Source organism: Roseibium sp. Sym1 (assembly GCF_027359675.1).
Classification (GTDB): domain Bacteria; phylum Pseudomonadota; class Alphaproteobacteria; order Rhizobiales; family Stappiaceae; genus Roseibium.
Window position 1 is genome coordinate 2,721,955 of sequence record NZ_CP114786.1, and the last position, 22,792, is coordinate 2,744,746.

Annotated in this window: 13 protein-coding genes; 5 read left to right on the forward strand and 8 right to left on the reverse strand. The window is 61.1% G+C overall.

Annotation, left to right across the window (positions count from 1 at the left end; genetic code table 11):
* Positions 1-54: 54 nt before the first annotated feature.
* On the reverse strand, positions 55-1,002 hold the full coding sequence (locus O6760_RS12435) for a 2-hydroxyacid dehydrogenase (protein ID WP_269585674.1): 948 nt from the start codon (positions 1,000-1,002) through the stop codon (positions 55-57).
* Positions 999-1,412 (reverse strand): VOC family protein, encoded by a 414-nt coding sequence (locus O6760_RS12440; protein WP_269585675.1) that lies wholly within the window; start codon positions 1,410-1,412, stop codon positions 999-1,001. Before O6760_RS12440 ends, O6760_RS12435 begins: the two co-directional genes overlap by 4 nt.
* Positions 1,413-1,503: 91 nt before the next feature.
* Here O6760_RS12440 and O6760_RS12445 point away from each other — a divergent pair, with 91 nt between their 5' ends.
* Both O6760_RS12445 and O6760_RS12450 read left to right on the forward strand, forming a co-directional pair.
* Positions 1,504-2,373, forward strand: a complete 870-nt coding sequence (locus O6760_RS12445) for a LysR family transcriptional regulator (RefSeq protein WP_269585676.1) — start codon at positions 1,504-1,506, stop codon at positions 2,371-2,373.
* Between the two features lie 120 nt (positions 2,374-2,493).
* The gene (locus O6760_RS12450; protein WP_269585677.1) at positions 2,494-3,486 is read left to right on the forward strand and encodes a glycine betaine ABC transporter substrate-binding protein; all 993 of its coding nucleotides are present in this window, start codon (positions 2,494-2,496) and stop codon (positions 3,484-3,486) included.
* Positions 3,487-3,555: 69 nt separating this feature from the next.
* Here the strand turns inward: O6760_RS12450 and O6760_RS12455 are convergent, their stop codons facing one another.
* From O6760_RS12455 to O6760_RS12465, 3 genes are read right to left on the reverse strand one after another with little or no spacing between them, the layout of a single operon-like run.
* On the reverse strand, positions 3,556-4,896 hold the full coding sequence (locus O6760_RS12455) for an HlyD family type I secretion periplasmic adaptor subunit (RefSeq protein WP_269585678.1): 1,341 nt from the start codon (positions 4,894-4,896) through the stop codon (positions 3,556-3,558).
* A 52-nt stretch (positions 4,897-4,948) separates the two neighbouring features.
* Complete coding sequence (locus O6760_RS12460) at positions 4,949-7,135, reverse strand: peptidase domain-containing ABC transporter (RefSeq protein WP_269585679.1); 2,187 nt, start codon at positions 7,133-7,135, stop codon at positions 4,949-4,951.
* A gap of 9 nt (positions 7,136-7,144) precedes the next feature.
* Positions 7,145-8,812 carry a peptidase domain-containing ABC transporter gene (locus O6760_RS12465; protein ID WP_269585680.1) on the reverse strand — a complete coding sequence of 556 codons (1,668 nt, stop codon included), beginning with the start codon at positions 8,810-8,812 and terminating at the stop codon, positions 7,145-7,147.
* 274 nt (positions 8,813-9,086) lie between these two features.
* Here O6760_RS12465 and O6760_RS12470 point away from each other — a divergent pair, with 274 nt between their 5' ends.
* Complete coding sequence (locus tag O6760_RS12470) at positions 9,087-14,978, forward strand: cadherin domain-containing protein (RefSeq protein ID WP_269585681.1); 5,892 nt, start codon at positions 9,087-9,089, stop codon at positions 14,976-14,978.
* 48 nt (positions 14,979-15,026) lie between these two features.
* Here the strand turns inward: O6760_RS12470 and O6760_RS12475 are convergent, their stop codons facing one another.
* Both O6760_RS12475 and O6760_RS12480 read right to left on the reverse strand, forming a co-directional pair.
* On the reverse strand, positions 15,027-16,517 hold the full coding sequence (locus tag O6760_RS12475; RefSeq protein WP_269585682.1) for a TolC family outer membrane protein: 1,491 nt from the start codon (positions 16,515-16,517) through the stop codon (positions 15,027-15,029).
* Between the two features lie 191 nt (positions 16,518-16,708).
* Entirely contained in the window at positions 16,709-18,610 is a 1,902-nt protein-coding gene (locus O6760_RS12480) for a putative bifunctional diguanylate cyclase/phosphodiesterase (protein ID WP_269585683.1), read from the reverse strand.
* A 518-nt stretch (positions 18,611-19,128) separates the two neighbouring features.
* Between O6760_RS12480 and O6760_RS12485 the strand changes: the two genes are divergently transcribed.
* Positions 19,129-20,058 carry a GntR family transcriptional regulator gene (locus O6760_RS12485; protein WP_269585684.1) on the forward strand — a complete coding sequence of 310 codons (930 nt, stop codon included), beginning with the start codon at positions 19,129-19,131 and terminating at the stop codon, positions 20,056-20,058.
* Positions 20,059-20,060: 2 nt separating this feature from the next.
* Here O6760_RS12485 and O6760_RS12490 read toward each other — a convergent pair whose 3' ends face one another.
* Complete coding sequence (locus tag O6760_RS12490; protein ID WP_269585685.1) at positions 20,061-21,083, reverse strand: LacI family DNA-binding transcriptional regulator; 1,023 nt, start codon at positions 21,081-21,083, stop codon at positions 20,061-20,063.
* Between the two features lie 260 nt (positions 21,084-21,343).
* Between O6760_RS12490 and O6760_RS12495 the strand changes: the two genes are divergently transcribed.
* Positions 21,344-22,711: an ABC transporter substrate-binding protein gene (locus tag O6760_RS12495; protein ID WP_269585686.1), complete on the forward strand. Its 1,368-nt coding sequence runs from the start codon at positions 21,344-21,346 to the stop codon at positions 22,709-22,711.
* The last annotated feature ends 81 nt before the right edge of the window (positions 22,712-22,792 follow it).

Here is a 22,792-nt window from a genome sequence, read left to right on the forward strand (position 1 = left end):
CGCCTGATAGCCTGCCTTTCTTGACAGGAATGCGACGGCCAGAGCCGGAAACCGTCAATATCCCCGGCTGCGATCGACGCTGGGTGGCACGGTGCCGTCGGCGAAGTAACCGCCGATGTTCAGCGCCACGATCCTGGAAGCGGTGCTGGTGATGGTCGGTGCCGAGATATGCGGCAGCACGGTCACCTTGTCATGGTCCCAGAAGGGATGGGATGCGGGCAGAGGCTCCTCGTCGAACACGTCGAGCACTGCATGGGAGAGCGGCCCCTTGTCGAGTGCGTGCAGGAGGGCTGCGTCATCCAGAATCGGGCCGCGGGCAAAGTTGATGAGTGACGCGCCGTCCTTGCAGTCGCCGAGTTCCGCGCTACCGATCATGCCCCGGGTGTCCGCCGTCAGGGGCATCAGCAGGACGAGAATGTCCGACTTCTGAAGAACCGTTCTCAGTCCGTCCGCCCCGTGGTAGCAGGCGATCCCGGTGAGCGCCTTCGCGCTCCGGCTCCAACCGAGGACATTGAAGCCGTTGTCCTTGAGGCGGAGGGCGGATGCGCCGCCGAGCTTGCCGAGGCCGAGCACGCCGACCGTGCGTTCCTTCGGCAGCCTGAGATCGTGACCCTGCCAGACTTTCCGCCGCTGCTGTGCCTGGTAGCGCGGCATGTCCCGGTGCAGGTAGAATGTCCAGGCCAGAACGGCCTCCGACATGGTCTCGGCCATTTGCGGATCGGTCAGGCGCACGATCGCCGGGCCTTCGGACGGCAGTTCGGCGGTCAGCCGCTCGACCCCGGCCCACAGGCTCTGCACCCAGACAAGATTGCGCAGGGCGGCGACTTTGGCCGGATCCGGATTGGCGACGATGGCAACCGTCGCGTCCTCGCGTTCATCGGCTGTGAGGTCCTCGAAGGGCTTGACGATCGCGATGTCCTTCAAAGCTTCCGGAAGCGCATCGCGCCAGGCCTGGCGTTCGTCCGCGCTGGCTTCGGAAACAAAGGGAACGACGGGGGTCATGTGGCAAATACTCCGGCTTCGTCGGCGAAGCCCTTGATTTCGATCGGATTGCCGGACGGATCCCTGAAGAACATGGTGCTCTGTTCGCCCGGCTGGCCCTCGAAGCGGATGGTCGGGGCGATGATGAAGGCGAGGTTAGCCTGTGTGAGTTTTTCCGCAAGCGACTTCCAGCGGTCCATCGCCAGCACGACGCCGAGATGAGGCATCGGCACCATGTGATCCCCGACCTTGCCGGTGTTGGTGGTCTCGAAGGGCCTGCCGAGATGCAGCGAGATCTGGTGGCCGAAGAAATTGAAATCGACCCAGGTGTCGGTGCTGCGGCCTTCGGCACAGCCCAGCAGGCCTCCATAAAAGGCGCGCGCCTCATCGAGGTCGGTGACGTGATAGGCGAGATGAAAGCAGGGTTGCATGATGGGTCTCCATTTTCGGACGGAGCCTTGCTAGCAGATCCGGTTCAAAACATTTAGGATGTTTTTTTGTTCTTCAGCATAGGAAATTGTTTTGGATACCCGGTTCCTTGAAAGCCTGCTGGCGGTTGCCGAAACCGGATCGATTGCGGCGGCGGCCCGGCAACAGGGCCTGACGGCGGCGGCGATCAGCCAGAGGATTCGCGTGCTGGAGGTGGAATTCGGCACCGAGCTTCTCAACAGGAGCGCGCATGCGGCGACGCCGACCGAGGCCTGCCTTCGCCTGCTGCCCGCCGCTTCCCGGCTCGTCCGGGACGCCGGCCGGCTGGCCGGCCACATCGATCCGGAAGGTCTCGGCGGCCCTTTCCGGCTGGGAGCCATATCCACGGCGCTTCTGGACCACGCCCCGGCGGTCATCCGCGCCTTCCGCAGGCACGCGCCGAAAGCGGTGTTGACGGTCCGGCCGGGAACGTCCGAAAGCCTTTATGACGAGCTTCTTGCGGGCAATCTGGACGCGGCGATCACGGTTGCCGCACCGTTTGCCCTGCCCAGGGAAGTGCGCAGCGAGACACTCGCCCTTCAGCCGGTTGTCCATGTCGTGCCGAAGGGAGCTTTCGAGGCGCCCGGGGACGCGGAAGCGTTGCCCTGGATCGTCTACGACCGGGCGTCGTGGGGCGGGCGCGGGATCTGGGAAGAGCATGGGCGGTGGATGTCCGCCGGACATATCCTGTGCGAACTGGATGCCCTGGAGACGATTGCCGTGATGGTGTCACAAGGCAGTGGCCAGGCTGTCCTGCCCTTGTGGCACGGCCTTGAAAAGGACGAGGCCGGATTTTCGGTCAGGCGCCTTGACCCGGTCGTGAACCGTCGGGTCGTGTTTCTGCAGCAACGCACGGGCGCGGCGAAGGCTCTGGCCCGGTTGGCCTTGTCGGCCCTCCTGCCGGAAGCCGGGGTGTCGCCATAGGCGCCGACCGGAGAAGGAACGCTCTCGTTCAACGTGCCGGACGATAAAAGTTCTGACCGGGGGGTTGGTCCATTGCGCACAAATCAGGCACAAATAGACAGACTGCACGGGAGTAGCCTTATGAAGAAGCTGTTTGTCTCCGTCATGGTGGCCGCAATGACGGGTCTGGCCTCGCCGGCAATGGCGGAGGACTGCGGAACGATCACCGTGGCGGAAATGAACTGGGCGTCCGCCGGAGCCATCGCGCAGATCGACAGGATCATCCTGGAAAACGGCTATAGCTGCGACGTGGAGCTGGTCTCCGGCGACACGATACCGACCTTCACTTCCATGACTGAAGACGGCGAGCCGGACATGGCGCCGGAACTGTGGATCAACGGTGTGCGTGAGCCGCTTGGTCAGGCGGTTGCCGACGGATCGCTGATCATGGGCGGCAAAGTTCTCAGCGAGGGAGGCGTCGAAGGTTTCTGGGTCCCGAGCTATCTTGCCGAGAAACATGACATCCGCACCGTTGACGACGCGCTTGCGCATCCGGAACTGTTCCCGGGCGCTGAAGACGAAGGCAAGGGGGCCCTCCACACCTGCCCGGTCGGTTGGAGCTGCCGCACTGCGACCAGGAACCAGTTCCGTGCCTATGACGGCGCGGAAAAAGGTTTCGTGCTGGTCGATCCGGGCTCAGCCGCGGGCCTCGACGAATCGCTGGCCCGTGCCTACGAACGCAAACAGGGATGGCTGGGCTACTACTGGGGCCCGACCGCCCTTCTCGGCAAATACGACATGACATTGCTCGACTTCGGCGTTCCGCACGACAAGCGGGAATGGGACAGCTGCACCGTGATTGCTGATTGCGCGGATCCGAAACGGAATGCCTGGGACAAGTCGGAGGTTTTCACCGTTGTGACCGACGCTTTCGCGCAAAAGGCCGGCGTGGCGATGGACTATGTCATGAGCCGCAGCTGGGACAATCGCACAGCCGGGAAGGTCATGGCCTGGATGGAGGACAACAAGGCCACAAATGAAGATGGTGCCTATTACTTCCTGGAAAACTTCGAGGATGTCTGGGGCAGGTGGGTCAGCCCGGAAGTCGCCGAAAAGGTGAAGGCGGCCTTCTGAGACCTGCAGTCAAGCTGAAGCCCCGGAGATGTCTCCGGGGCTTTTGTCTTCTCATCGGCAACCGGCCGGTCAGCGTTCGGTGAAGATCGTGCGGGCCGCCCGGGTGACCGGATTGAGCAGATACATCAGGATCGACTTGGATCCGGTGACAACCTGCGCATTGACCTGCATGCCGGGACGTACCGGGCGCTTGTGAGACCCCGTTCCGATCGTCTGCCCCGGGAAGGCGAGTGTCGCCTTGAAATAGTATTCGCCATATTCGTCCTGGAAACTGGAGGCGGAAATCGTTTCCACCCTGGCGGACAACGTGCCGTAGATGTTGGGATCGTAGCTGGTGATGGTGATGTCGGCCTTGTCGCCGACATTGATATGGCCGATGTCCTTGGGATTGACCTTGACCTCGGCAACAAGGTTCTCGGAAAGCGGAACGATCTCGGCGATCATGTCGCCCGGATTGACCACGGCGCCACGCCCGGTCTGCCCGAGCGACTTGACATAACCGTCGACCGGCGCCTTGACGAACAGACGCTCCTGGCGATCCTTGAGCTTGGCAATCTCCTGTTTCAGTTCCGCCCGTTCCTGGGCAATCCTTGCACGTTCGTCGGCAACGTCGCGGTTCACTTCGGCACCGGCCTGCGCAAGGCTTGCCAGGGCCTCGGTCAGTGTCTCGCGGGCCTGGGCGTGCTTGCCGATCAACTGTTCAAGCGTCACCTGCGAGCGCTGGTATTCCCCTTTCGCTTCCAGATAGCGGCGGCGGGAGGTGTAACCGTCGTTCAGCAGGCCTTCCTGGATTTCGAATTTCTCCTTCTCCAGGGCAACCTGTGACTTTTGCAGTTCGATCTGCGCTTCGAGGCTGACCACTTCGGCACGCCTTTGTGCCACGCGGGCGGTGTAGGCGTCCTGCTCGTCGGCGACGGCCTTCCGGTTGGCCGTCAGGGCGGCACGCTGTTGAGCGCTCAGTCCGTCGACCGTCGGGTCGAGGCGCAGACCGACGGAATTGGCGTCGCTGTATTCCTGGGCGAGCAGGCGCCGTTCCTCCAGCTCAAGATAGCTGAGGCGGCTTTCGATCCGGGCGAGTTCGGCAGTCGTGTCCTGCTTCTCTAGCCGTGCGATCGCGTCGCCGGCATTCACCAGTTGCCCCTCTTCCACCAGGATGTCGTTGACGATGCCGCCTTCCAGATGTTCAACCGTCAGGATCTGACCGGCCGGGGCGATTTCGCCGATGGTGCTGGCAACTTCCCGTATCTGTCCCACCGCGGCCCAGACCATGAGCAGGATCGTGGCGACGGCCAAACCGGCCAGGAGCCGTGAATAGAAGGCCGGCGGCACACCGTCTTCCAGTTCCAGCGGAAGGCCGACGCGGCCGTATACGGCCTTGCGCAATGTGTCGGGATCGTCTTTTGCTGCCATTGGAGTGTCCTCGGCGTTTGTCGATAGCTGCGTTCCAGGCCTGGCCGGTCGGCTAGCGTGATTGCTGCTTGAGGATGTCCTCAAGAATTTCATCGGGGGAGCCGGCCATCGCCACCATGCCGTTCTGCATGTAGACGAGCTTGTCGGCCATGCGCATGTGGCTGGGCCGATAGGTCGTCAGCATGACGGTCGATGTGCCGCGTACCTGCTCGATTTTCTTCATCAGGAGTTTGTCGCCCTCGAAGTCGAGGTTCCCGGCCGGGTCGTCCAGCACATAGATCGGTGCGGGACGGACAAAGGCGCGGGCCAGCAGAATACGCTGCTTGACGTTGTCCGGCAGCATGGCGATCAATTGCCCGGTCAGGCGGGTTTCGACACCTTGCGGCAGCAGATCGCCATAGGCATTGAGACCGAATTCCTCGAACACGGACCGTACCTGGTCATTGTCCGCCTGCGGGTTGGCCATCCGGAAATTCTGGGCGACGGTGCCATAGAAGAAGTCGTAGTGTTCGGGGGCATAACCGATGGCATTGCGCCATTCGCCCGGATCGAGCTGCCTGATGTCCAGGTCATCCACGAGGATGGCACCCATTTGCGGCCGGTAGAGGCCCAGAATTGCGCGCACCAGCGAAGTCTTGCCGCATCCGCTCGGACCGGTGACCGCGGTGACCGATCCCTTGTCCAGCTGAAGGGAAAAGTTGCGCAGGGCCGGTTCCTGGCGCGCCGGATAGCGCAGCACCACATTGGACAACCGGACCGTGCCCTGGAACTGCCGGTGCAGGCTCGGCAGCTTGCCCGGCTGGCGTTCCATGTCGATCTTCAACAGGCCGTTGATGCGCTCGATGGTCTGCTGCGCCTGGCCGAGCTGCGACAGGCTCAGGAAAGCCTGGTGCATCGGGCTGAGGGCCCGCCAGGACAGGGCCATGACGGCGATGAGGGCCCCCTGGGTCAGGTCCTGGTTCATCACCAGGATGGCGCCGAACCCGAGCACGCCAATGCCGCAAAGGGTCATGAGCATCTGCGAGATGACCTGCATGACCTGCGACAGCTGTTTGGTTTTCAGGTTCTTCAGGGCAAAGTCCGCGGAAATGGCACGGTATTTTTCAACCCAGATCTCATCCGCCGACAATTCCCGGATGGCCTTGCGCTTGGACAGGATTTCCACGGTGATGTTCTGCATGCGCGATTTGGCGTCGCCTGCCAGGTTGATGGACGTCTTCATGCGCGGAACGATGATCAGCGCCGCCAGCACGTAGAGCAACAGCAGTCCGGCAGGCAGCAAGGCGAGCGGCCCGCCGATCAGGCCGAGGACCAATACGAAGAGCGCCGAGAAGGGCAAATCGATCAGCGCGTTCGCGAGGTTGCCATGAAAGATTTCACGAACGCCGTCGAACTGCTTCAGCCGGGTGATCTGTGCGCCTATCGGCGCGGACGAGATCAGCGGCAGCGGCAGGTGCAGAAAATGCCGGAAGGTGGAATTCGCCACCACGGCGTCCAGGCGTGCGCCGAGATAGGCCTGCAAGTTCGACTTGGTGCCCTTGACCATCCAGTCCATGGCCAGGGCCACGGCGATACCGATCACCAGCGTGATCAGCACGGGGACGGACTTCGCGCCGATTGCCTTGTCGTAGACATTCATGACGAAGAGGGGCAGGCCCAGGGCCAAAAGGTTCGACAGGAATCCGACCGCCATGATCGAGAGCATCGTGCCGCGAAACTGGTTGAACAGGCGGGAGGACCAATGCTTGTAGGCGTCGTTGACCGCATCCTCCTCCCGTTCGATCAGGAAGAACTCGGCATCCTTCAATTCGCTGAAGGCGATGGCAACCTTGCGCCGGGCCTCACCGCTATAGGCGTGAAAACGGCCGTCCTCGGTCAGGCCGAGGCCGACGAGAATGTTGTCTCCCAGCTTCACGAGGCAGGGAAACTGCTCCGCCATGAGTTGCCTGGGCGAGCGGGTGGTCGGCGTGACCCGGAAATTCAGGCGGACGAGCACAGCCCGGAGGTCGAAAATCCCGCGAATGCCCTCAAGATGCGGCAGGGCTTCGAACAGGTGGCGTTCCATGCCGTCCCAGTCGAGGGCTTCCAGCAAGGGAAGCAGGCAGGCTTCCGCGGGGGAGGCGCGTTCGACGGTGCTGCCGGAATGCTGCTGGACACGGGATTCCAGGTTCATCCGGCTCTGCGCCGGTTTCATGTCCTGAAAAATCGTGTCTGCATTGTCAAAAGCGGCGAGGGGCATGGTGCGCTCCTAAGCTTGCTTTTTCGGACCGGCAGGGTCGCGCCGGCGGAAGCGGGGCCGGGGTGTCGCAGCCGCTTCCGGCGCGGCGCTGAGGCGGCCGTGATCCAGATGAAACTGCTTGTCCGCGATGGCCCGGAAGGACGGGCGATGGCTGACTATCAGGGTGGTGAGCTGCCCCTTGAGCCGTTTCAGGGCTTCAACCAGCTCGGCTTCGCTCTTGTGATCGAGCGCGCCGTTGGCGTCGTTCAAAATGAGGATCCTGGGTTCACCTGCAAGGACGCGGGCAATTGCGATCCGCTGGACCATGGAATCGGTGAGATTTTCCTCAATGGCGTTGCCGAGTGGCGTGTCGTAGCCGAGGGGCAGCAGGTGGATGTCTTTTTCAAGACCGATCAGGTTTGCAGCCATGCGGGCTTTTTGCGGGGATGCATGGGATCCGAACAGCGTCAGGTTCTGCAGGATCGTGCCTGAGAACATCTGGGCATCATTGCCGACATAGGCGATGCTCTTGCAAAGCGTGCGGTGATCCGGTCCGTAAAGGTTGTGGCCGTCCAGCAGGACCTGCCCGGAGGTCGGTTTCATGTCGCCGGAGACAAGATGCGCGAGCGTTGTCCTGCCGCTTCCGTCGTTGCCTTCGAAGGCGACGATTTCGCCGGCGTTGATGGTGAGCGAGAGGTCGTGAACAGGGACAATGGCGTCGCCGTGGGGCAGGAAGCTGGCGTTCTGCAGCTTGATGTTGCCGACAATCGCGAGATCCTGACTTGCGGTCAGCTCCTCCCTGGGCAGATCGAACAGGGCGCTGGCTTCACGGAAATCATGGTTGATCCGCTGCATGTCGGTCCAGTGGTTGATGCCGCGAAGCAGAGGCTGGACAACCTGTCCGGCCAAAAGCGTACACGCCGCCACCGCGCCCACGCTGATAAACCCTCCCATGACCAGGAGCGCGCCGGCGGACACGACGCAAACCGTCGTCAGGACCGTGAAAAACCCTGACGAATTGCGGGCACGGTTGTTCAGGTCGATATAGTCATAACCCATTCGGGAGGTCTGGGTCTGCAGACGTTCGAACCGGCGCAAGATGACCGGTTCCAGCGCCATGGCCTTGATCGTGTTCAGGCCGGAGAGAACCTCGAAGATGAAATCGTACTTGCGCTGATCCTGTTCGGCCCGCTTTTCGATCAGCGTTTCGATCTTGGCGTTCAGGTTGGCGGTGCGCAGGGCAAACAGGGCCAGCAGCGCGACCGGAATGAAGCCGATGGGGCCGCCGATCAGGAACAGAACGGCAAGAAAGATGGCGCTGGCCGGCAGGTCGATAGCCAGGAGGCGCGCCTGGCTGCCATATTGGTCGCCGAGTGCTTGCAGAGAGCGGAACGAGTCGAGGTGTTTGGAGACCGTTGCCTCCGACGCGGCATCGCCTCTCGAGTTCAGAAGGCGCCGAGTGGCTTCCAGATTGGCCTTGTGGGTGAACGAGGCAGCGAGCCAGCCAACCACATAGGACCTGATTGTCTTAAGAACCGCATCGATGACCAGCACGAACCCCAGGCCGATAACCAGGATAACGAGGGTGTCCGTGGCCTTGTTCGGCAGGATCCTGTCATAGACCTGCAAAATGGTCAGCGGCATGGCCAGCCCAAGGATGTTGATCAGGATGGAGGCCATGATCACGGAGCGTGGCAAGGCCGGCGTCCTTACCGGTTCGCCCGATTCGGAGGAAATGAACGTCAACTTTGGCAATTTAACACTGTTAAAAGTATCAATGATAAAAGATGTCATAGTATACGCCTCCTCAATTACATTAGGTACGTGTAATCGTTTCGAAACCGTTTACCAATAAGTCCATAAAATCTAAATTTTGTTCAAGATGTATATGTATTTCATTGATCGAGGTTTGTTTTTATTAATCTAACCCTGCGTCTGATGAGGGCGTGATTTAAGGGAGCGCGTGCAAGTCATGGCCAACACCGACAGTTCCGAAAACACGGGCAAACCGGCCGGATCTTCCTCGTCGAATTCCGGCGGTGACACGCCAGTTCCGGGCCGGGTCGAAGCGCAGGCCGGAGATCCGTATCGTCCGGATGGCGGCAATGACTATTCCCTCTCGATCGAGCCGGAAGACACCGGAGAGGCGACGATCGCGAACCTTTATCAGGCTGTGCCTCTGGAAAACGAAGGAACGGGTGCCTCCCAGGTCGATGGAGACGGCACTGGTGGAAACGCAACCGGTGGCGGTGGTGCCAAGGCAGGCGGCTTGGGCAGCGGGCGTGGCGACGGCCAGGGCGATACCCGGTTGCCCGAAGGCTCCCAGGAGGTGGTAGAGACCTCCGATGGCGCTCCAAATGACGACGGCGGCCTTGGCGACGGTACTGTGCCGGGTGCTCGCGGGCTGGACGCAACCCTGCCGCAGTTTGATCTGGGTGGAGACGGGGTCAGCGCATCCGGGTCTCAAATCGGTGACGGCACCAGCGGAGGCCTCGCGCCGGAGGAAGACGACGGTGGTGACGGCCCCGGTCCTGGCGATCCAACCGAAAACACGGATGTCGGCCCTGTCAGCGACAGCGACAGCACAGGCAACGAGGTCTCCGAGTTCGCGACGGGCGGCGACTATACCGGTATGACCGCGTTCGCGGACGATCCGGATGTCACCGACGTTGTCTCCTACGAGATCACCGGCGGCGACGACCGGTTCGAGATCGACCCGGATACGGGCGAGATCACGGTGAAGGCGGGCTCTTCCTTCGACGCGGAGACGGAAAGCTCTGCCGATGTCGAGGTGACGGCGACATCCTCGGACGGGTCGACGTCCGTCGGCACGTTCACGATTTCCATCGGCGACGAGAACGAAGGCCCGATCGGTCCTGTCAGCGACAGCGACACCACCGGCAACGTGGTGTCGGAGTTCGCGTCGGGCGGCGACTATACCGGCGTGACCGCCTTCGCGGACGATCCGGATGTGACCGACGTGGTTTCCTACGAGATTACCGGCGGCGACGACCGGTTCGAGATCGACCCGGACACGGGCGAGATCACGGTGAAGGCGGGATCTTCCTTCGACGCGGAGACGGAAAGCTCCGTCGATGTCGAGGTGACGGCGACGTCCTCGGACGGGTCGACCTCGACGGGCACGTTCACGATCAGCATCGGCGACGAGAACGAGGCCCCGGTTGGCCCTGTCAGCGACAGTGATACCACGGGCAACGAGGTGTCGGAGTTCGCGAGCGGAGGCGACTATACCGGCGTGACCGCCTTCGCGGACGATCCGGATGTCACCGACGTGGTTTCCTACGAGATCACCGGCGGCGACGACCGCTTCGAGATCGATCCGGACACGGGCGAGATCACGGTGAAGGCGGGCTCTTCCTTCGACGCGGAGACGGAAAGCTCTGCCGATGTCGAGGTGACGGCGACATCCTCGGACGGGTCGACGTCCGTCGGCACGTTCACGATTTCCATCGGCGACGAGAACGAAGGCCCGATCGGTCCTGTCAGCGACAGCGACACCACCGGCAACGAGGTGTCCGAGTTCGCGACGGGCGGCGACTATACCGGTGTGACCGCGTTCGCGGACGATCCGGATGTCACCGACGTTGTCTCCTACGAGATCACCGGCGGTGACGACCGCTTCGAGATCGATCCGGACACGGGCGAGATCACGGTGAAGGCGGGCTCTTCCTTCGATGCGGAGACGGAAAGCTCTGCCGATGTCGAGGTGACGGCGACGTCCTCGGACGGCTCGACGTCAGTCGGCACGTTCACGATCGCCATCGGCGACGAGAACGAAGGCCCGATCGGTCCTGTCAGCGACAGCGACACCACCGGCAACGAGGTGTCCGAGTTCGCGACGGGCGGCGACTATACCGGTGTGACCGCGTTCGCGGACGATCCGGATGTCACCGACGTTGTCTCCTACGAGATCACCGGCGGCGATGACCGCTTCGAGATCGATCCGGACACGGGCGAGATCACGGTGAAGGCGGGCTCTTCCTTCGATGCGGAGACGGAAAGCTCTGCCGATGTCGAGGTGACGGCGACGTCCTCGGACGGCTCGACGTCAGTCGGCACGTTCACGATCGCCATCGGCGACGAGAACGAAGGCCCGATCGGTCCTGTCAGCGACAGCGACACCACCGGCAACGTGGTGTCGGAGTTCGCGTCGGGCGGCGACTATACCGGCGTGACCGCGTTCGCGGATGATCCGGATGTCACCGACGTCGTCTCCTACGAGATCACCGGCGGCGATGACCGCTTCGAGATCGACCCGGACACTGGCGAGATCACGGTGAAGGCGGGCTCTTCCTTCGACGCCGAGGCGGAAAGCTCTGCCGATGTCGAGGTGACGGCGACGTCCTCGGACGGGTCGACCTCGACGGGTACGTTTACGATCGCCATCGGTGACGAGAACGAAGGCCCGATCGGTCCTGTCAGCGACAGCGACACCACCGGCAACGAGGTGTCGGAGTTCGCGTCGGGCGGCGACTATACCGGTGTGACCGCGTTCGCGGACGATCCGGATGTCACCGACGTGGTCTCCTACGAGATCACCGGCGGCGACGACCGCTTCGAGATCGACCCGGATACGGGCGAGATCACGGTGAAGGCGGGATCCAGCTTCGACGCCGAGGCGGACTCGAGTGTCAATGTAACCGTGACCGCAACGTCCACCGACGGGTCAACCGCAACGGGCACTTTCTCCATCGGCATCACGGACGGCAACGAGCCGCCGGATCTTGTCATCTGCCTGGAAGACGGTGGCCTGCAGATGATCCAGAACGGCAGTTTCGAGGTCTATGACGGTCCCCATGGAGGAAACGCCGGGACCGGCTGGTACGAGAACCCGAATTCCATAGACAGCTGGACCTACGAGAATGTCGATGTCCATGAGGCCGGACACAACAATTTCGGCGCGACCGATGGTGGCCATCATCTCGATCTTGCTAGCCGCACAAACGGCTGGATTTCTCAGGAAGTCGAAGGCCAGCTCGATGGCCAGGTCTACCAGTTGTCCTTTGACATGAAGTCGCGTGGAGGCGAAGGCCAGAGCGTGGCGGAAGTCTATTGGAACGGCGAGCTGATCGATACGATCGATCCGGCGACGACCGGTTCCGGATGGCAGGCCTTTTCCTTCAATGTGGTTGGCGGCTCCGGTGACGGTTCCAACACGTTGACCTTTGTCGAGATCGGCTCCGACAACAATGGCGGCACCCTGATCGACAGTGTCTCGATGACCGCGGACACCCGCATCGCGGTGGTCGAGGAATTCCATGGCGCGGAAATCGCCCCGATGCAGGTCTTCGACCCGGATGTCGGTGATACGCATACCTTCACCGTGTCGGACGACCGGTTCGAGGTGGTGGTGTCCGGTGACAAATATGTCCTGAAACTGAAAGACGACCAGGCCCTCGACTATGAAACCGAGACGCAGGTTTCCGTCGATGTGACGGTGACCGATTCCGGCGGCCTGTCGGACACCGAAACCGTCGTCATCGATGTGCTGGACATCGACGAGAGTGTCGGTCCGATCGGTCCCGTCGCGGACAGCGATACTGCGCTGAACAGCGTTGCGGAGAATGGGTCAGGCGGCGAATATGTCGGCGTGACCGCGTTCGCGGACGATCCGGACGCCTCCGACAGTGTGACCTATTCGATCACGGATGACCGGTTCGAGATCGACCCGGATACCGGTGTCCTCACCGTCCGGGACGGCGTCAGCTTTGACTATGAGGCCATGCAGAGTGTCGATGTCGAGGTCACGGCAACATCATCCGACGGCTCCACGTCGACAGGGACCTTCACCGTCAACATTACCGATGTCAACGAAGCGCCGGATCTGGACTTCGATCCGGAGCTCGGCCCGGGATGCTCCGTGACCATGACCTTCGTGGAAGAATCCGCAGGTTACAGCAACATTCTCGGTGTCTTCCATATGGATGGCAACGGCAACCCGATCGGTGGCGAGATCGTATGGGTCGATCAGAACCAGCTGAATGCAGGCGACAGCGCAACCATCTACTTGGAGGGCGTCGAAGCCGGTGAAATCGGTTACTTCCTGATCCCGGATGGCGCTGACTATAACAGCGTTGCGAGCGGCGATCCGGTCACGTTCCAGAAGGACGGGGACGGACACTGGCAAGCCGTCGTGGACGGAACGCCGCTGGTCGGTAAGGGCGCCAATGTGTTCTTCTCCGGTGACGGGTCGCTCAACCCGGGTGGGTACGATTATGCCGCGGAAAGCGGCATCAGGATCGGCTTTGAGGATCTTGTCGGTGGTGGTGACGAGGATTTCGATGACCCTGTCTTCGACCAGACCGTGCAGGAGACCGACGCCCATGCTGCTGTTTATGAAGAACAGCTCGGCGCCGAAGTCGGCACGCTGTCCGTCTTCGATCCGGACATTGGCGACAGCCATACCTTCACCGTTTCGGACGACCGGTTCGAAGTGGTCGCGCAGAACGGCGAGACCGTGCTGAAATTGAAGGACGACCAGGCGCTCGATTACGAGACGGAAACCCAGGTGACCATCGAGGTCACGGCGACCGATACCGGCGGCCTGTCGGACACGGAGACCATCGTCATCGATGTGATTGATGTCGAGCCCGAAGGCCCGAACGACAACAATTCGCCAATCGGTCCTGTCAGCGACACGGATACCGCCCAAAATCTGGTGGCGGCAACCGCCGCGGCCGGGGTCGTGGTCGGCCTGACCGCCTTTGCCCGGGATGCGGATGCCGGCGACACGGTCACCTATTCCATCGATGACAACCGGTTCGGCATCGACGCCGATACGGGTGTCGTCACGGTTGCCGACGCGGCCGCGCTGATCGCGGGCGAGACCATCGATGTCACCATCAACGCGACGTCGAGCGACGGTTCGCAGTCCAGCGCGACCTTCCCGGTCGAGGTGACCTCCGGCGGATCCGGCAATTCACCACCCGACCTGATCGTTGGCAATGCCATTTACCGCCCAGACAATGCCAACAAGCACTGGGACGATCATCACGACGGTCACTGGGGCCATATCCAGGATGGCGAAAAAGGCCACTATCACGAAGATGACGGCGTGCACGGCCAGACCTATCATGGCCATGACGATGACTGCGACGCGAACGAGTATCACGTGCCGGAAAACGAAGCCGGTGTTGAGCTGATCCAGCTTTCCGTTGTCGATCCGGACGTGGGCGACACGCACACCTTCACGGTGTCCGACGATCGATTTGAAGTCATCTCCGATGGTGAGAACTATCTGCTGAAGCTGAAGGACGATGTCGCGGTCGACTTTGAGACCGAGCAGACCATAACCCTCGATGTCACGGCGACAGACAGCGGTGGCCTGTCTGACACGGAGACCATCACACTGGATGTGGTCGATGTCGATGAAAGCGCCATCTGTGAAACCGGAACCAGTGGTGACGACACGATCGTCGGCGGTGATTTCAGCGATACGATCTATGGTCGGGGAGGCAACGACATCCTCATCGGCCAGGGAGGCAATGACAGCCTTCACGGCGGTTCGGGAGACGACGTAATCCGCGGCGGCACGGGCGACGACGTCATGGCCGGCGGTGACGGGTCGGACCTGTTCGCCTACATGCTCGGCGATGGCAACGACACGATCTCCGGCGGTGCCGGCGGCAACTGGATCGACATCATCGATCTCGCAAATGCCACTGATGGCACGGCTCTGGGCGAATACGGCACCGACTGGTCGATTACCATGACCGAGGGTGCAATCGAGGAAGTCAACGCCCTCGGCGGCGAGATCTCCTTGTCGCAGGATTCAGGCGGCTACATCGAGCTCGCCGACGGTGGCCGCATCGACTTCTCGGATCTGGAAGGCATTCAGTACTGACAAGGTCAATCTACCCGCGAAAGGTATTCTCGCCCGAGTCTTGGGCGGTTACTTGATCGGGGGCAGCGGCTGGGTTTCGATCACCACGACAGGGTCGGTGATCGCGACGTCTGCCACGGCTGACTGGAACGGATCGTTTTCCGTCGGGCCAAGGCGCAGATCCCAGGTGTTGAATTCCGGCATGATGCGGGCAACAGGATTCGGCCGTTCCTCGATAATCGAGAAATGCTGGGGTGCAAGCCGGCCGATATTGGCCAGAAGGAAGAAGTCGGCGATACGGGCATCATACCGGGCGCGCAGGTAGTCGACCTGACTCAACAGCAGTTCCCGCTCACCGTCGAGCACGTCGAGCAGCGAGCGCTGGCCACTGTCGAACTCCACCTGCAGGCCCTTGACCGCACGCCGGTTGGCCTCGATGGCGCGCTTGCCGGCCTTGGCGCGCAGCCTTGAGGCGGCGCGTTGCTTCATCGCCCGCACGACGTTCTCGCGGATGATCTGCTGGGTGTCGTCAAGTTCATATTCCGTCTGCGAGGCGGTGTACCTGGCACGCTTGACGGAGGCGATGTTGCGCCCGCCGGTGAAAAACGGCGCGGTGACCCGGACACCGAAGCGGAAATCCTCTTCGTCGCGGTTGCCGAAATTGCCCCGGTAGCCGTTTTCCCATTCGCTTTCCAGCGACACCCTTGGCAGCATGTCACCGACAGCGGCGCGCGCCGCATAACGGGCGGCGCGGGCATCCGCGGTGGCGGCGCGAATGGACGGGTTGTTCTGGTAGGCCACGCTTATGGCGTCTTCGAGACCGGCCGGCTCGATCGATCTTGGAATGCCGGGCCAACCAAGCTTGCCCGGTTTCTGACCGGTCAGGCGTTCATAGAGGGCTTCCGAGGCCTCGAGGTCGCCGACAGCCTGATCCTTGTTGCCCTGCGCTTCGGCCAGACGGGCGAGCGCCTGCTCGATATCGGTGCGGGTGGCATCGCCGGACTTGTAGCGGGCGCGTGCCGCGCTGACTTCGCGTTGAACCACGTTGGTATAGTCCGTCAGGCGGGCAACGATCGACCTGTCCCTGCAGATGCGCAGGTAGGCGTCTGCCGTGTTGAACAGCAGGGTTTGTTCCACGCCGATCAGCTGGTTGCGGCCGGAATTCGCTTCCTCGTGTGCCTGGTTCAGGCGGTTGACGCCCGCGAAACCCTGAAACACGGTCTGGGACATGGAAATCCCGAGTTCATGGAAGAACGCGCGGTCGCTAATACCGCTGCGGGTCTTGAAGGCGTTTTGTTCGCCCAGATACGAACCCGTTACGGTCGGCAGGAATTCGGACCTGGCTGTCCACACACCCTGTTTGGTTGCCTGGTACTTGGACCGTTCCGCCTTGAGCCCCGGATTGATCGCATAGGCGGCCGCCATGGCCTCTTCCAGGGACGTTCCGAATGCCGGGCTCCCGGCAATGCTCAAACTGATCACGGAAGCCCCCGCCAGAAGGCCGACAAGGCGGGCCCGGGCAAACTGCTTCAGTCTGGTTGGAGCAAGGAGGGTCGTCATTGCGGTACCTGTTTGTTGTCTGCAATCACATTAGATTTTTATAGTTAATCAAAGGTAAGTTGATGTGAAGTCTTATGGTTAATAAGCGTTAGTGAATTCCAGGTCTTTTGATGTTTTTTTGGCCATTTACAAGTATTGATAATTGTTACAATTATTAATTCAGCGCCATTCAAGAAACTTCGTGATTTTGGTCAGGTTCCGGTTTGCCTCAACCTGGATTGTTTCTTTTTTATTTGTGATGGAAGCAAATGTTTTCCGAACAAGAACCCCTGAACCTGCTGACACCCTGCCTCTTGCAGGAATTGCAACTGGCGCTCCGTCTCGACACCTTCGGCGATGACGGGAATACCGAAACTGTGGCCAAGCAGGATGGCGGATCGCAGGATCGCCCTTGCGTGCGGGTCGGTCTCCAGAGACCGGGTGAAGGCCCTGTCGACCTTTATCTTGTCGAAAGGAAAGGCCTGGAGCGTGTTCAGCGAGGAATACCCCTTGCCGAAATCGTCCATGGCAACCCGCACGCCCATCTTGCGCAGCGACAGGATCGTCTCGTGCACCCGTTCGTGGTCCTCGATCGGTGTTGATTCCGTAAGTTCAATCTCGAGCCGGTCGGCCGGGAAACCCGTCCGGACGAGAACGGTCGAAACCAGACCGACAAAGTCGCTGCGCGAAAACTGCAGGGGCGAGGCATTCACGGACAGCGTTACCGGTGCGGCCCATGTCACGGCCTCGCAACAGGCGGCTTCCAGAACCCAATTGCCGATATCGAGAATGATACCCGACCGTTCCGCAATAGGAATGAAGTCCTCCGGTGCGATCGGTCCTCTTTCCGCATGCCGCCAGCGTACCAGTGCCTCGTAGCCGATGAGGTCGCCTGTCCTGGCAAGGTTCTGTTTCTGAAACACCAGGCTGAGCTGGTTTTCCAGGGTGGCATTGCGCAGGTCGGAAGCCAGGCCGGCTTCCCAGCGGTTGGCTTCCTCCATACCGGTGACATAGGGCTGGATGAGGTTCCCGCCGATCGACTTTGCCTGCTTGGCCGCCAGATTTGCCCGTTGCACAAGCTTGGTCAGGTCGTTGCCGTCCCTTGGGAAAACCGCAAGTCCGATGCTGGAGCGGATCGAAAGGCGATAGGAATGCCACTGGATCGGACGGCGGGCGAGTGAACGCACCAGGCGCGCGAATTCGACTGCCTCGTCGATGGTCTCGAGTTCCGGATTGATGACCAGGAATTCATCGCCGTAGAACCGGGAAATAAACACCGTGTCGCCGAGATTGTCCGTCAGCGTCTTCGCCATGCTGCACAGAACCGTGTCGCCGACCCTGTAGCCATGCAGGTCGTTGATGGCCTTGAACTGATCGAGACTGATCAACACGACGGCACAGGCGTTGCCCTGGTGGTCGGCCCTTTCCAGAAGTTCGGTGGCAATCTTCTGCACATAGTGGCGATTGGGCAGGTGTGTCAGGGAGTCCTGCAACGACAGATGACTGTAGGCCCGTCGCGCCGCAAGCTTCCTTTGGCGGTCGAGCAGGCAGCCTGTGGCGGCGAACAGGACGGCCATCGCGCAAATGACCAGAGCGACCATCATCATCTGGCCGTCGGACAGCGAGAGCGGGCTTTGCTGGGAGCCGACCTGGGCGGCGGGAGCAATCGGAGCCGGTACCGACAGGTGCAGTGTCATTGTTGCAAGAAACAGAAACGCGGTTGCGCTGGCCAGGGCGCGCGGCGCGCGCAATTGCGGCACGAAGCTTAGGGCGATCGCCCCCAGGCAGGCCCCGAGAAGCAGCGACCAAAGGCTGACAGAAGGCAGGGCGCCAGCCGTCGGAGCCCCTGCCTGGGCCATCGATGTCGCCAAGCCCATGGACACCAGGGTGAGACCGAACACAATCCCGCCGAACTCGGGAGCCAGCCGGATATTGCGTTTCGTGGACAGGGCAAATCCGGCAAACATGCCGATGAAGGTGACGGCAAGGGCAAGCAGCGTGGCCTGCAGCCGAAAGCCGGTGTCGACCGGCAGTTCGCGTGCGCTGAGCGCAACCACATGGGCTGCCCATATTGACGATGCACCAACCAGGCAGGACCAGACCAGCCATACCAAGCGCGAAGGTCCTGTTTCGCGATGTGCCTTGGACAGAAGATAAAGAGAAAATGCGCTTCCGCCCAGGCATACGACAACGGAAAGCAGAAGGAGAATGTAGTTGTGACCGGTAATTATACCTGCTGCTAAACGTTCCATGCATGCCCCCGCCGGCGAATGGTTTCATAGAAGCGGAAAAAGAATAACAAACAGTATTTTCGAGAGATGAATTGTTATTTATACTTCATTTATCTCAATATTGTAGTAATTTACATGTTCTGATGATTGTATTGATATTTGTTCACTGTCATTTTTGACTGGCGGCCGTTTTGTGTGATCCGGAATAGGCCGAAATCACCCTGGGAGAGATCAGTCGTGGGCTGAACCTGTGCCGGCAATGCCAATCGGGGTGGTGCCGGTGCCGGTGCCGGCAGGGTGCTCCCATGCGAGTAGAGCCGTATCAGGTTCGCCGTCTCGTGATGAGCCGAACGCAATACCGTTATTTTTGACAATATATTTTTCCGCGGGGCGTCTTGGGTATGAATGCGAAAAATCAAGCCCTGTCAGTGCTTTATCGGAACATGTGCGGTGGATGGTGCCGTCAGGGAAAGGGTTTTGATAAAATTCTAAAGGAATTGTTATCGATAAGGCATATATTTTGCTCACAAAACATGTCGGCCGCGTCGGAGCGTTTGTCTTTCGGCGCAGTAAAAACAGGTGCCGACTGCGCTAAAAAAAAGCGTGCGGGACAATGCAATCTGCATATTTACACATCAGGAGACTGGGTGCATCCCGCGATGTCATCGAAAGCAAAATCCACACGCGTCGACAACGCTTATGACCGTTTGAAATCAGAAATCCTCAGGGGGGACCTGCCGCCCGGTTTCCAGGCGCCGGAGCCGGATATCGCCAATCGGCTCGGCATGAGCCGGACACCCGTGCGTGAGGCGCTGATCCGTCTCGAGGCCGACGGGCTGGTCAATCTGGTTCCGCGGCGCGGCGCCAAGGTTCTGCCCATTTCCCGTCGGGATATTTGCGAGATCTATCAGATCCTGTCGGCGCTCGAAGCGCTGGCCGGGCGCCTGGCAGCGGCGGAAAAGGGCGGAGGGAACACCTTTGACGGTGTCCGCGAGCTCCTGAATCGCTCCGACGAAGCCTTGAAGGGCGGCGACATCGAAGCCTGGGCGGTACTCGACGACCGCTTTCACAGATGGGTGGCCGGTGTCAGTGGCAATACCCGCCTTGATACGGAAATCGCCGGATTCCTGGATCAGGTCTACAGGGCCAACAATGTGCTGCTGCGCCTGAACAAGGCGCCGGCCTCCAATGCCGGCGATCATCTCAGGCTCGTCGATGCAATTGAAGCCGGCGACGAGGATGCCGCGGCCGAGATCGCAAGGGGGCATCGCCTGACGGGTCTCGCCCGTATGAAAGACCTGCTTGATAGCTGCGGCCTGTCCCAGGTCTGAAGTCAGGCGGGCGCCGGGCCGGTGGATTGTCCAACGATCAATTCGGCGTCGAGATGCAGGGATGTCGGCTTGGCGGCCGGATTGGAAATCATGTCGAGCAGGAGTTCGGCCGCCTTTCGACCGGCGTAATGCACCGATGACCGGGTGCAGGTGAAGATTGGCACTTCACCGCTGTTCGGCAGGAAGGACAGCGCATCGTCATGGGTGATGATCGAGATGTCCTTGCCGGTCCGGAGACCGCACTGGCCCACGGCACGCGCAACGCCAATCGCCGTTATCATTGACGACACCAGAAACGCGGTGGGAGGGTTGTCACTCGCCAGCATCTCCATGGCGTTGTCGCAGCCAAAGGGTTCGGTCATGTCGGCGCTGCGCATCAGCTCCGGGTCGGCGGTCAGGCCGCGTGCGGCGAGCGCTTCCTCGAAGCCTTTCCGGCGGCGGTGGGCAAAATCCATGTGTTCCAGGCCGTTCAGGAGAGCGATCCGGGTGTGGCCGAGGTCGAGCAGCAGATTGGTTGCGCGTTCGAAGGCCCGGCGGTTGTTCATGTCGATCCAGGAGGTTTCCTTCTCGGCGCCCGGTATGCGCCCGTGAACGACAAAGGGCAGGTTCAGCTCCTTCAGCAGCCGGTGCCGGTGTTCGTCGTTGACCGGGCCGTTAATGATCACGCCGTCGGCCTTCTTGCGCGATGCGATCTGCCGGTAGGCTTCTTCTTCATGAGCATCGTCGACCACCGAAAGGATCATGTCGTAGCCGTGCCTGGAATAGGTCTCGCCGGCGCCGGCGATGAACTCCAGGAAGATCGGGTTCATCATCTCGTGGATTGAGCGGGGTATGACATGTCCTATGGCCATGGCGCGGCCCGTGGCCAGCCGCCTGGCCTGGCTGTTCGGCGCGTAACCGAGCTTCTCGGCCATCTCGGTGACGCGCCTGCGGGTTTCCTCGCTGACTTCCGGATAGCCGTTCAGCGCCCTGCTGACGGTTGTCTGCGACAGGTTCAGCCGTTGCGACAGTTCTTTCAGGTTCACACCATTGCTCATTCTGCCCAAAACGCTTTGAAAGCGTCCCTCCCAACAGGCTGTTATTGAAATGCAACATTAATTGGCGAGTTGTGTGCTTGACAAGACCGAAGGCTAACGACATGGTTAGGGCGAAATCCAAAGCGGTTTGGATGACCGGTTCTGGTAGAATTGCGCATCGCAGGCATGGGGTGGGTATTGCTGCCAGGCGGTGAGGTGTGCCACTTTAGATGGAGTGTCCCAGCATAGGGACAATCGGGAGGATAGACATGAAATCACGTTTGATGGCCTGTGCAGCCGGCCTGGCGCTGGTCGCCGGTCTGGGCATGAGCACGGCATTTGCTGCCGACCTTGCATTCACCCCGGGCGAAGGCCCGTTCAACTGGGACAGCTACAACTCCTGGGCGGAAAGCGCACCGGACCTGAGCGGTCAGACCGTGACCATCGCCGGTCCGTGGCTGCAGCCGGAAGACGGATATTTCCGCAATGTGCTCGCCTATTTCGCCGAAGCCACCGGCGCGGAAGTTATCTACACCGGGTCCGACTCCTTCGAACAGCAGATCGTCATCGATGCCGAAGCCGGCGCAGCGCCGAATATCGCGGTGTTCCCGCAGCCGGGCCTTGCCTCCGACATGGCTGCACGTGGCCTGCTTCAGCCCTTGCCTGAAGGCATGGGCGAGTGGGTTGCCAACAATTACGGCGCCGGCGACAGCTGGGTCAATCTGGGCACGTACAAGGACAAGGACGGCGCCGATCAGCTCTACGGCTTCTTCTACAATGTCAACGTGAAGAGCCTGGTCTGGTACGTGCCTGAGAATTTCGAGGATGCCGGCTATGAGGTGCCGACGACCATGGAAGAACTCAAGGCGCTGACGGAACAGATCGTCGCCGACGGTGAAACGCCGTGGTGCATCGGGCTGGGCTCAGGGGCTGCGACCGGCTGGCCGGCGACCGACTGGGTGGAAGACCTGATGCTGCGCACGCAGCCGGCTGACGTCTATGACCAGTGGACCACGAATGAAATTCCGTTCGACGATGAGCGCGTCGTCGCCGCCATCGAGGAATTCGGCTGGTTCGCGCGTGATGATGCCAAGGTCGCCGGCGGAGCCGGTGCAGTCGCGTCGACCGACTTCCGTGACAGCCCGAAAGGCCTGTTCTCCTCGCCGCCTCAGTGCTACCTGCACCGCCAGGCCTCCTTCGTGCCGGCGTTCTTTCCGGACGGCGTGGAATTCGGCACGGATGTCGACTTCTTCTACTTCCCGGCCTACGCGGAGAAGGATCTCGGCAGTCCGGTCCTGGGCGGTGGTACGCTGATGGCAATCACCGACCCCTCAGATGCGACCAGCGAGCTGATGAAATTCTTCCAGCTGCCGATCGCACATGAAGTGATGATGGCGCAGACCGGCTTCCTGACCCCGCACAAGGGTGTCAATCCTCAGGCCTACAAGGACGACACGCTGCGCGGACAGGGCGAGATCCTCGTCAATGCCAGCACCTTCCGCTTTGACGGTTCCGACCTGATGCCGGGCGGCGTCGGTGCGGGCACCTTCTGGACCGGTATGGTCGACTATACCGGCGGCAAGGACGCCAAGGCCGTGGCCGAGGAAATCCAGAAGAGCTGGGACGCCCTCAAGTAATCCTCCAGATGGCCGGTCTCCTTCGGGAGGCCGGCCGTTTTTCTGAAGGATCGGCGTGCGCGCCAAAACACAAAAAAATCG

What these genes read in the sequence shown, in the direction of transcription:
- O6760_RS12435 (WP_269585674.1), bottom strand. Translation starts at nt 1,002, where the DNA reads ATGACCCCCGTCGTTCCCTTTGTTTCCGAAGCCAGCGCGGACGAACGC.
- O6760_RS12440 (WP_269585675.1), bottom strand. Translation starts at nt 1,412, where the DNA reads ATGCAACCCTGCTTTCATCTCGCCTATCACGTCACCGACCTCGATGAG.
- O6760_RS12450 (WP_269585677.1), top strand. Translation starts at nt 2,494, where the DNA reads ATGAAGAAGCTGTTTGTCTCCGTCATGGTGGCCGCAATGACGGGTCTG.
- O6760_RS12455 (WP_269585678.1), bottom strand. Translation starts at nt 4,896, where the DNA reads ATGGCAGCAAAAGACGATCCCGACACATTGCGCAAGGCCGTATACGGC.
- O6760_RS12460 (WP_269585679.1), bottom strand. Translation starts at nt 7,135, where the DNA reads ATGCCCCTCGCCGCTTTTGACAATGCAGACACGATTTTTCAGGACATG.
- O6760_RS12470 (WP_269585681.1), top strand. Translation starts at nt 9,087, where the DNA reads ATGGCCAACACCGACAGTTCCGAAAACACGGGCAAACCGGCCGGATCT.
- O6760_RS12475 (WP_269585682.1), bottom strand. Translation starts at nt 16,517, where the DNA reads ATGACGACCCTCCTTGCTCCAACCAGACTGAAGCAGTTTGCCCGGGCC.
- O6760_RS12485 (WP_269585684.1), top strand. Translation starts at nt 19,129, where the DNA reads ATGAATGCGAAAAATCAAGCCCTGTCAGTGCTTTATCGGAACATGTGC.
- O6760_RS12495 (WP_269585686.1), top strand. Translation starts at nt 21,344, where the DNA reads ATGAAATCACGTTTGATGGCCTGTGCAGCCGGCCTGGCGCTGGTCGCC.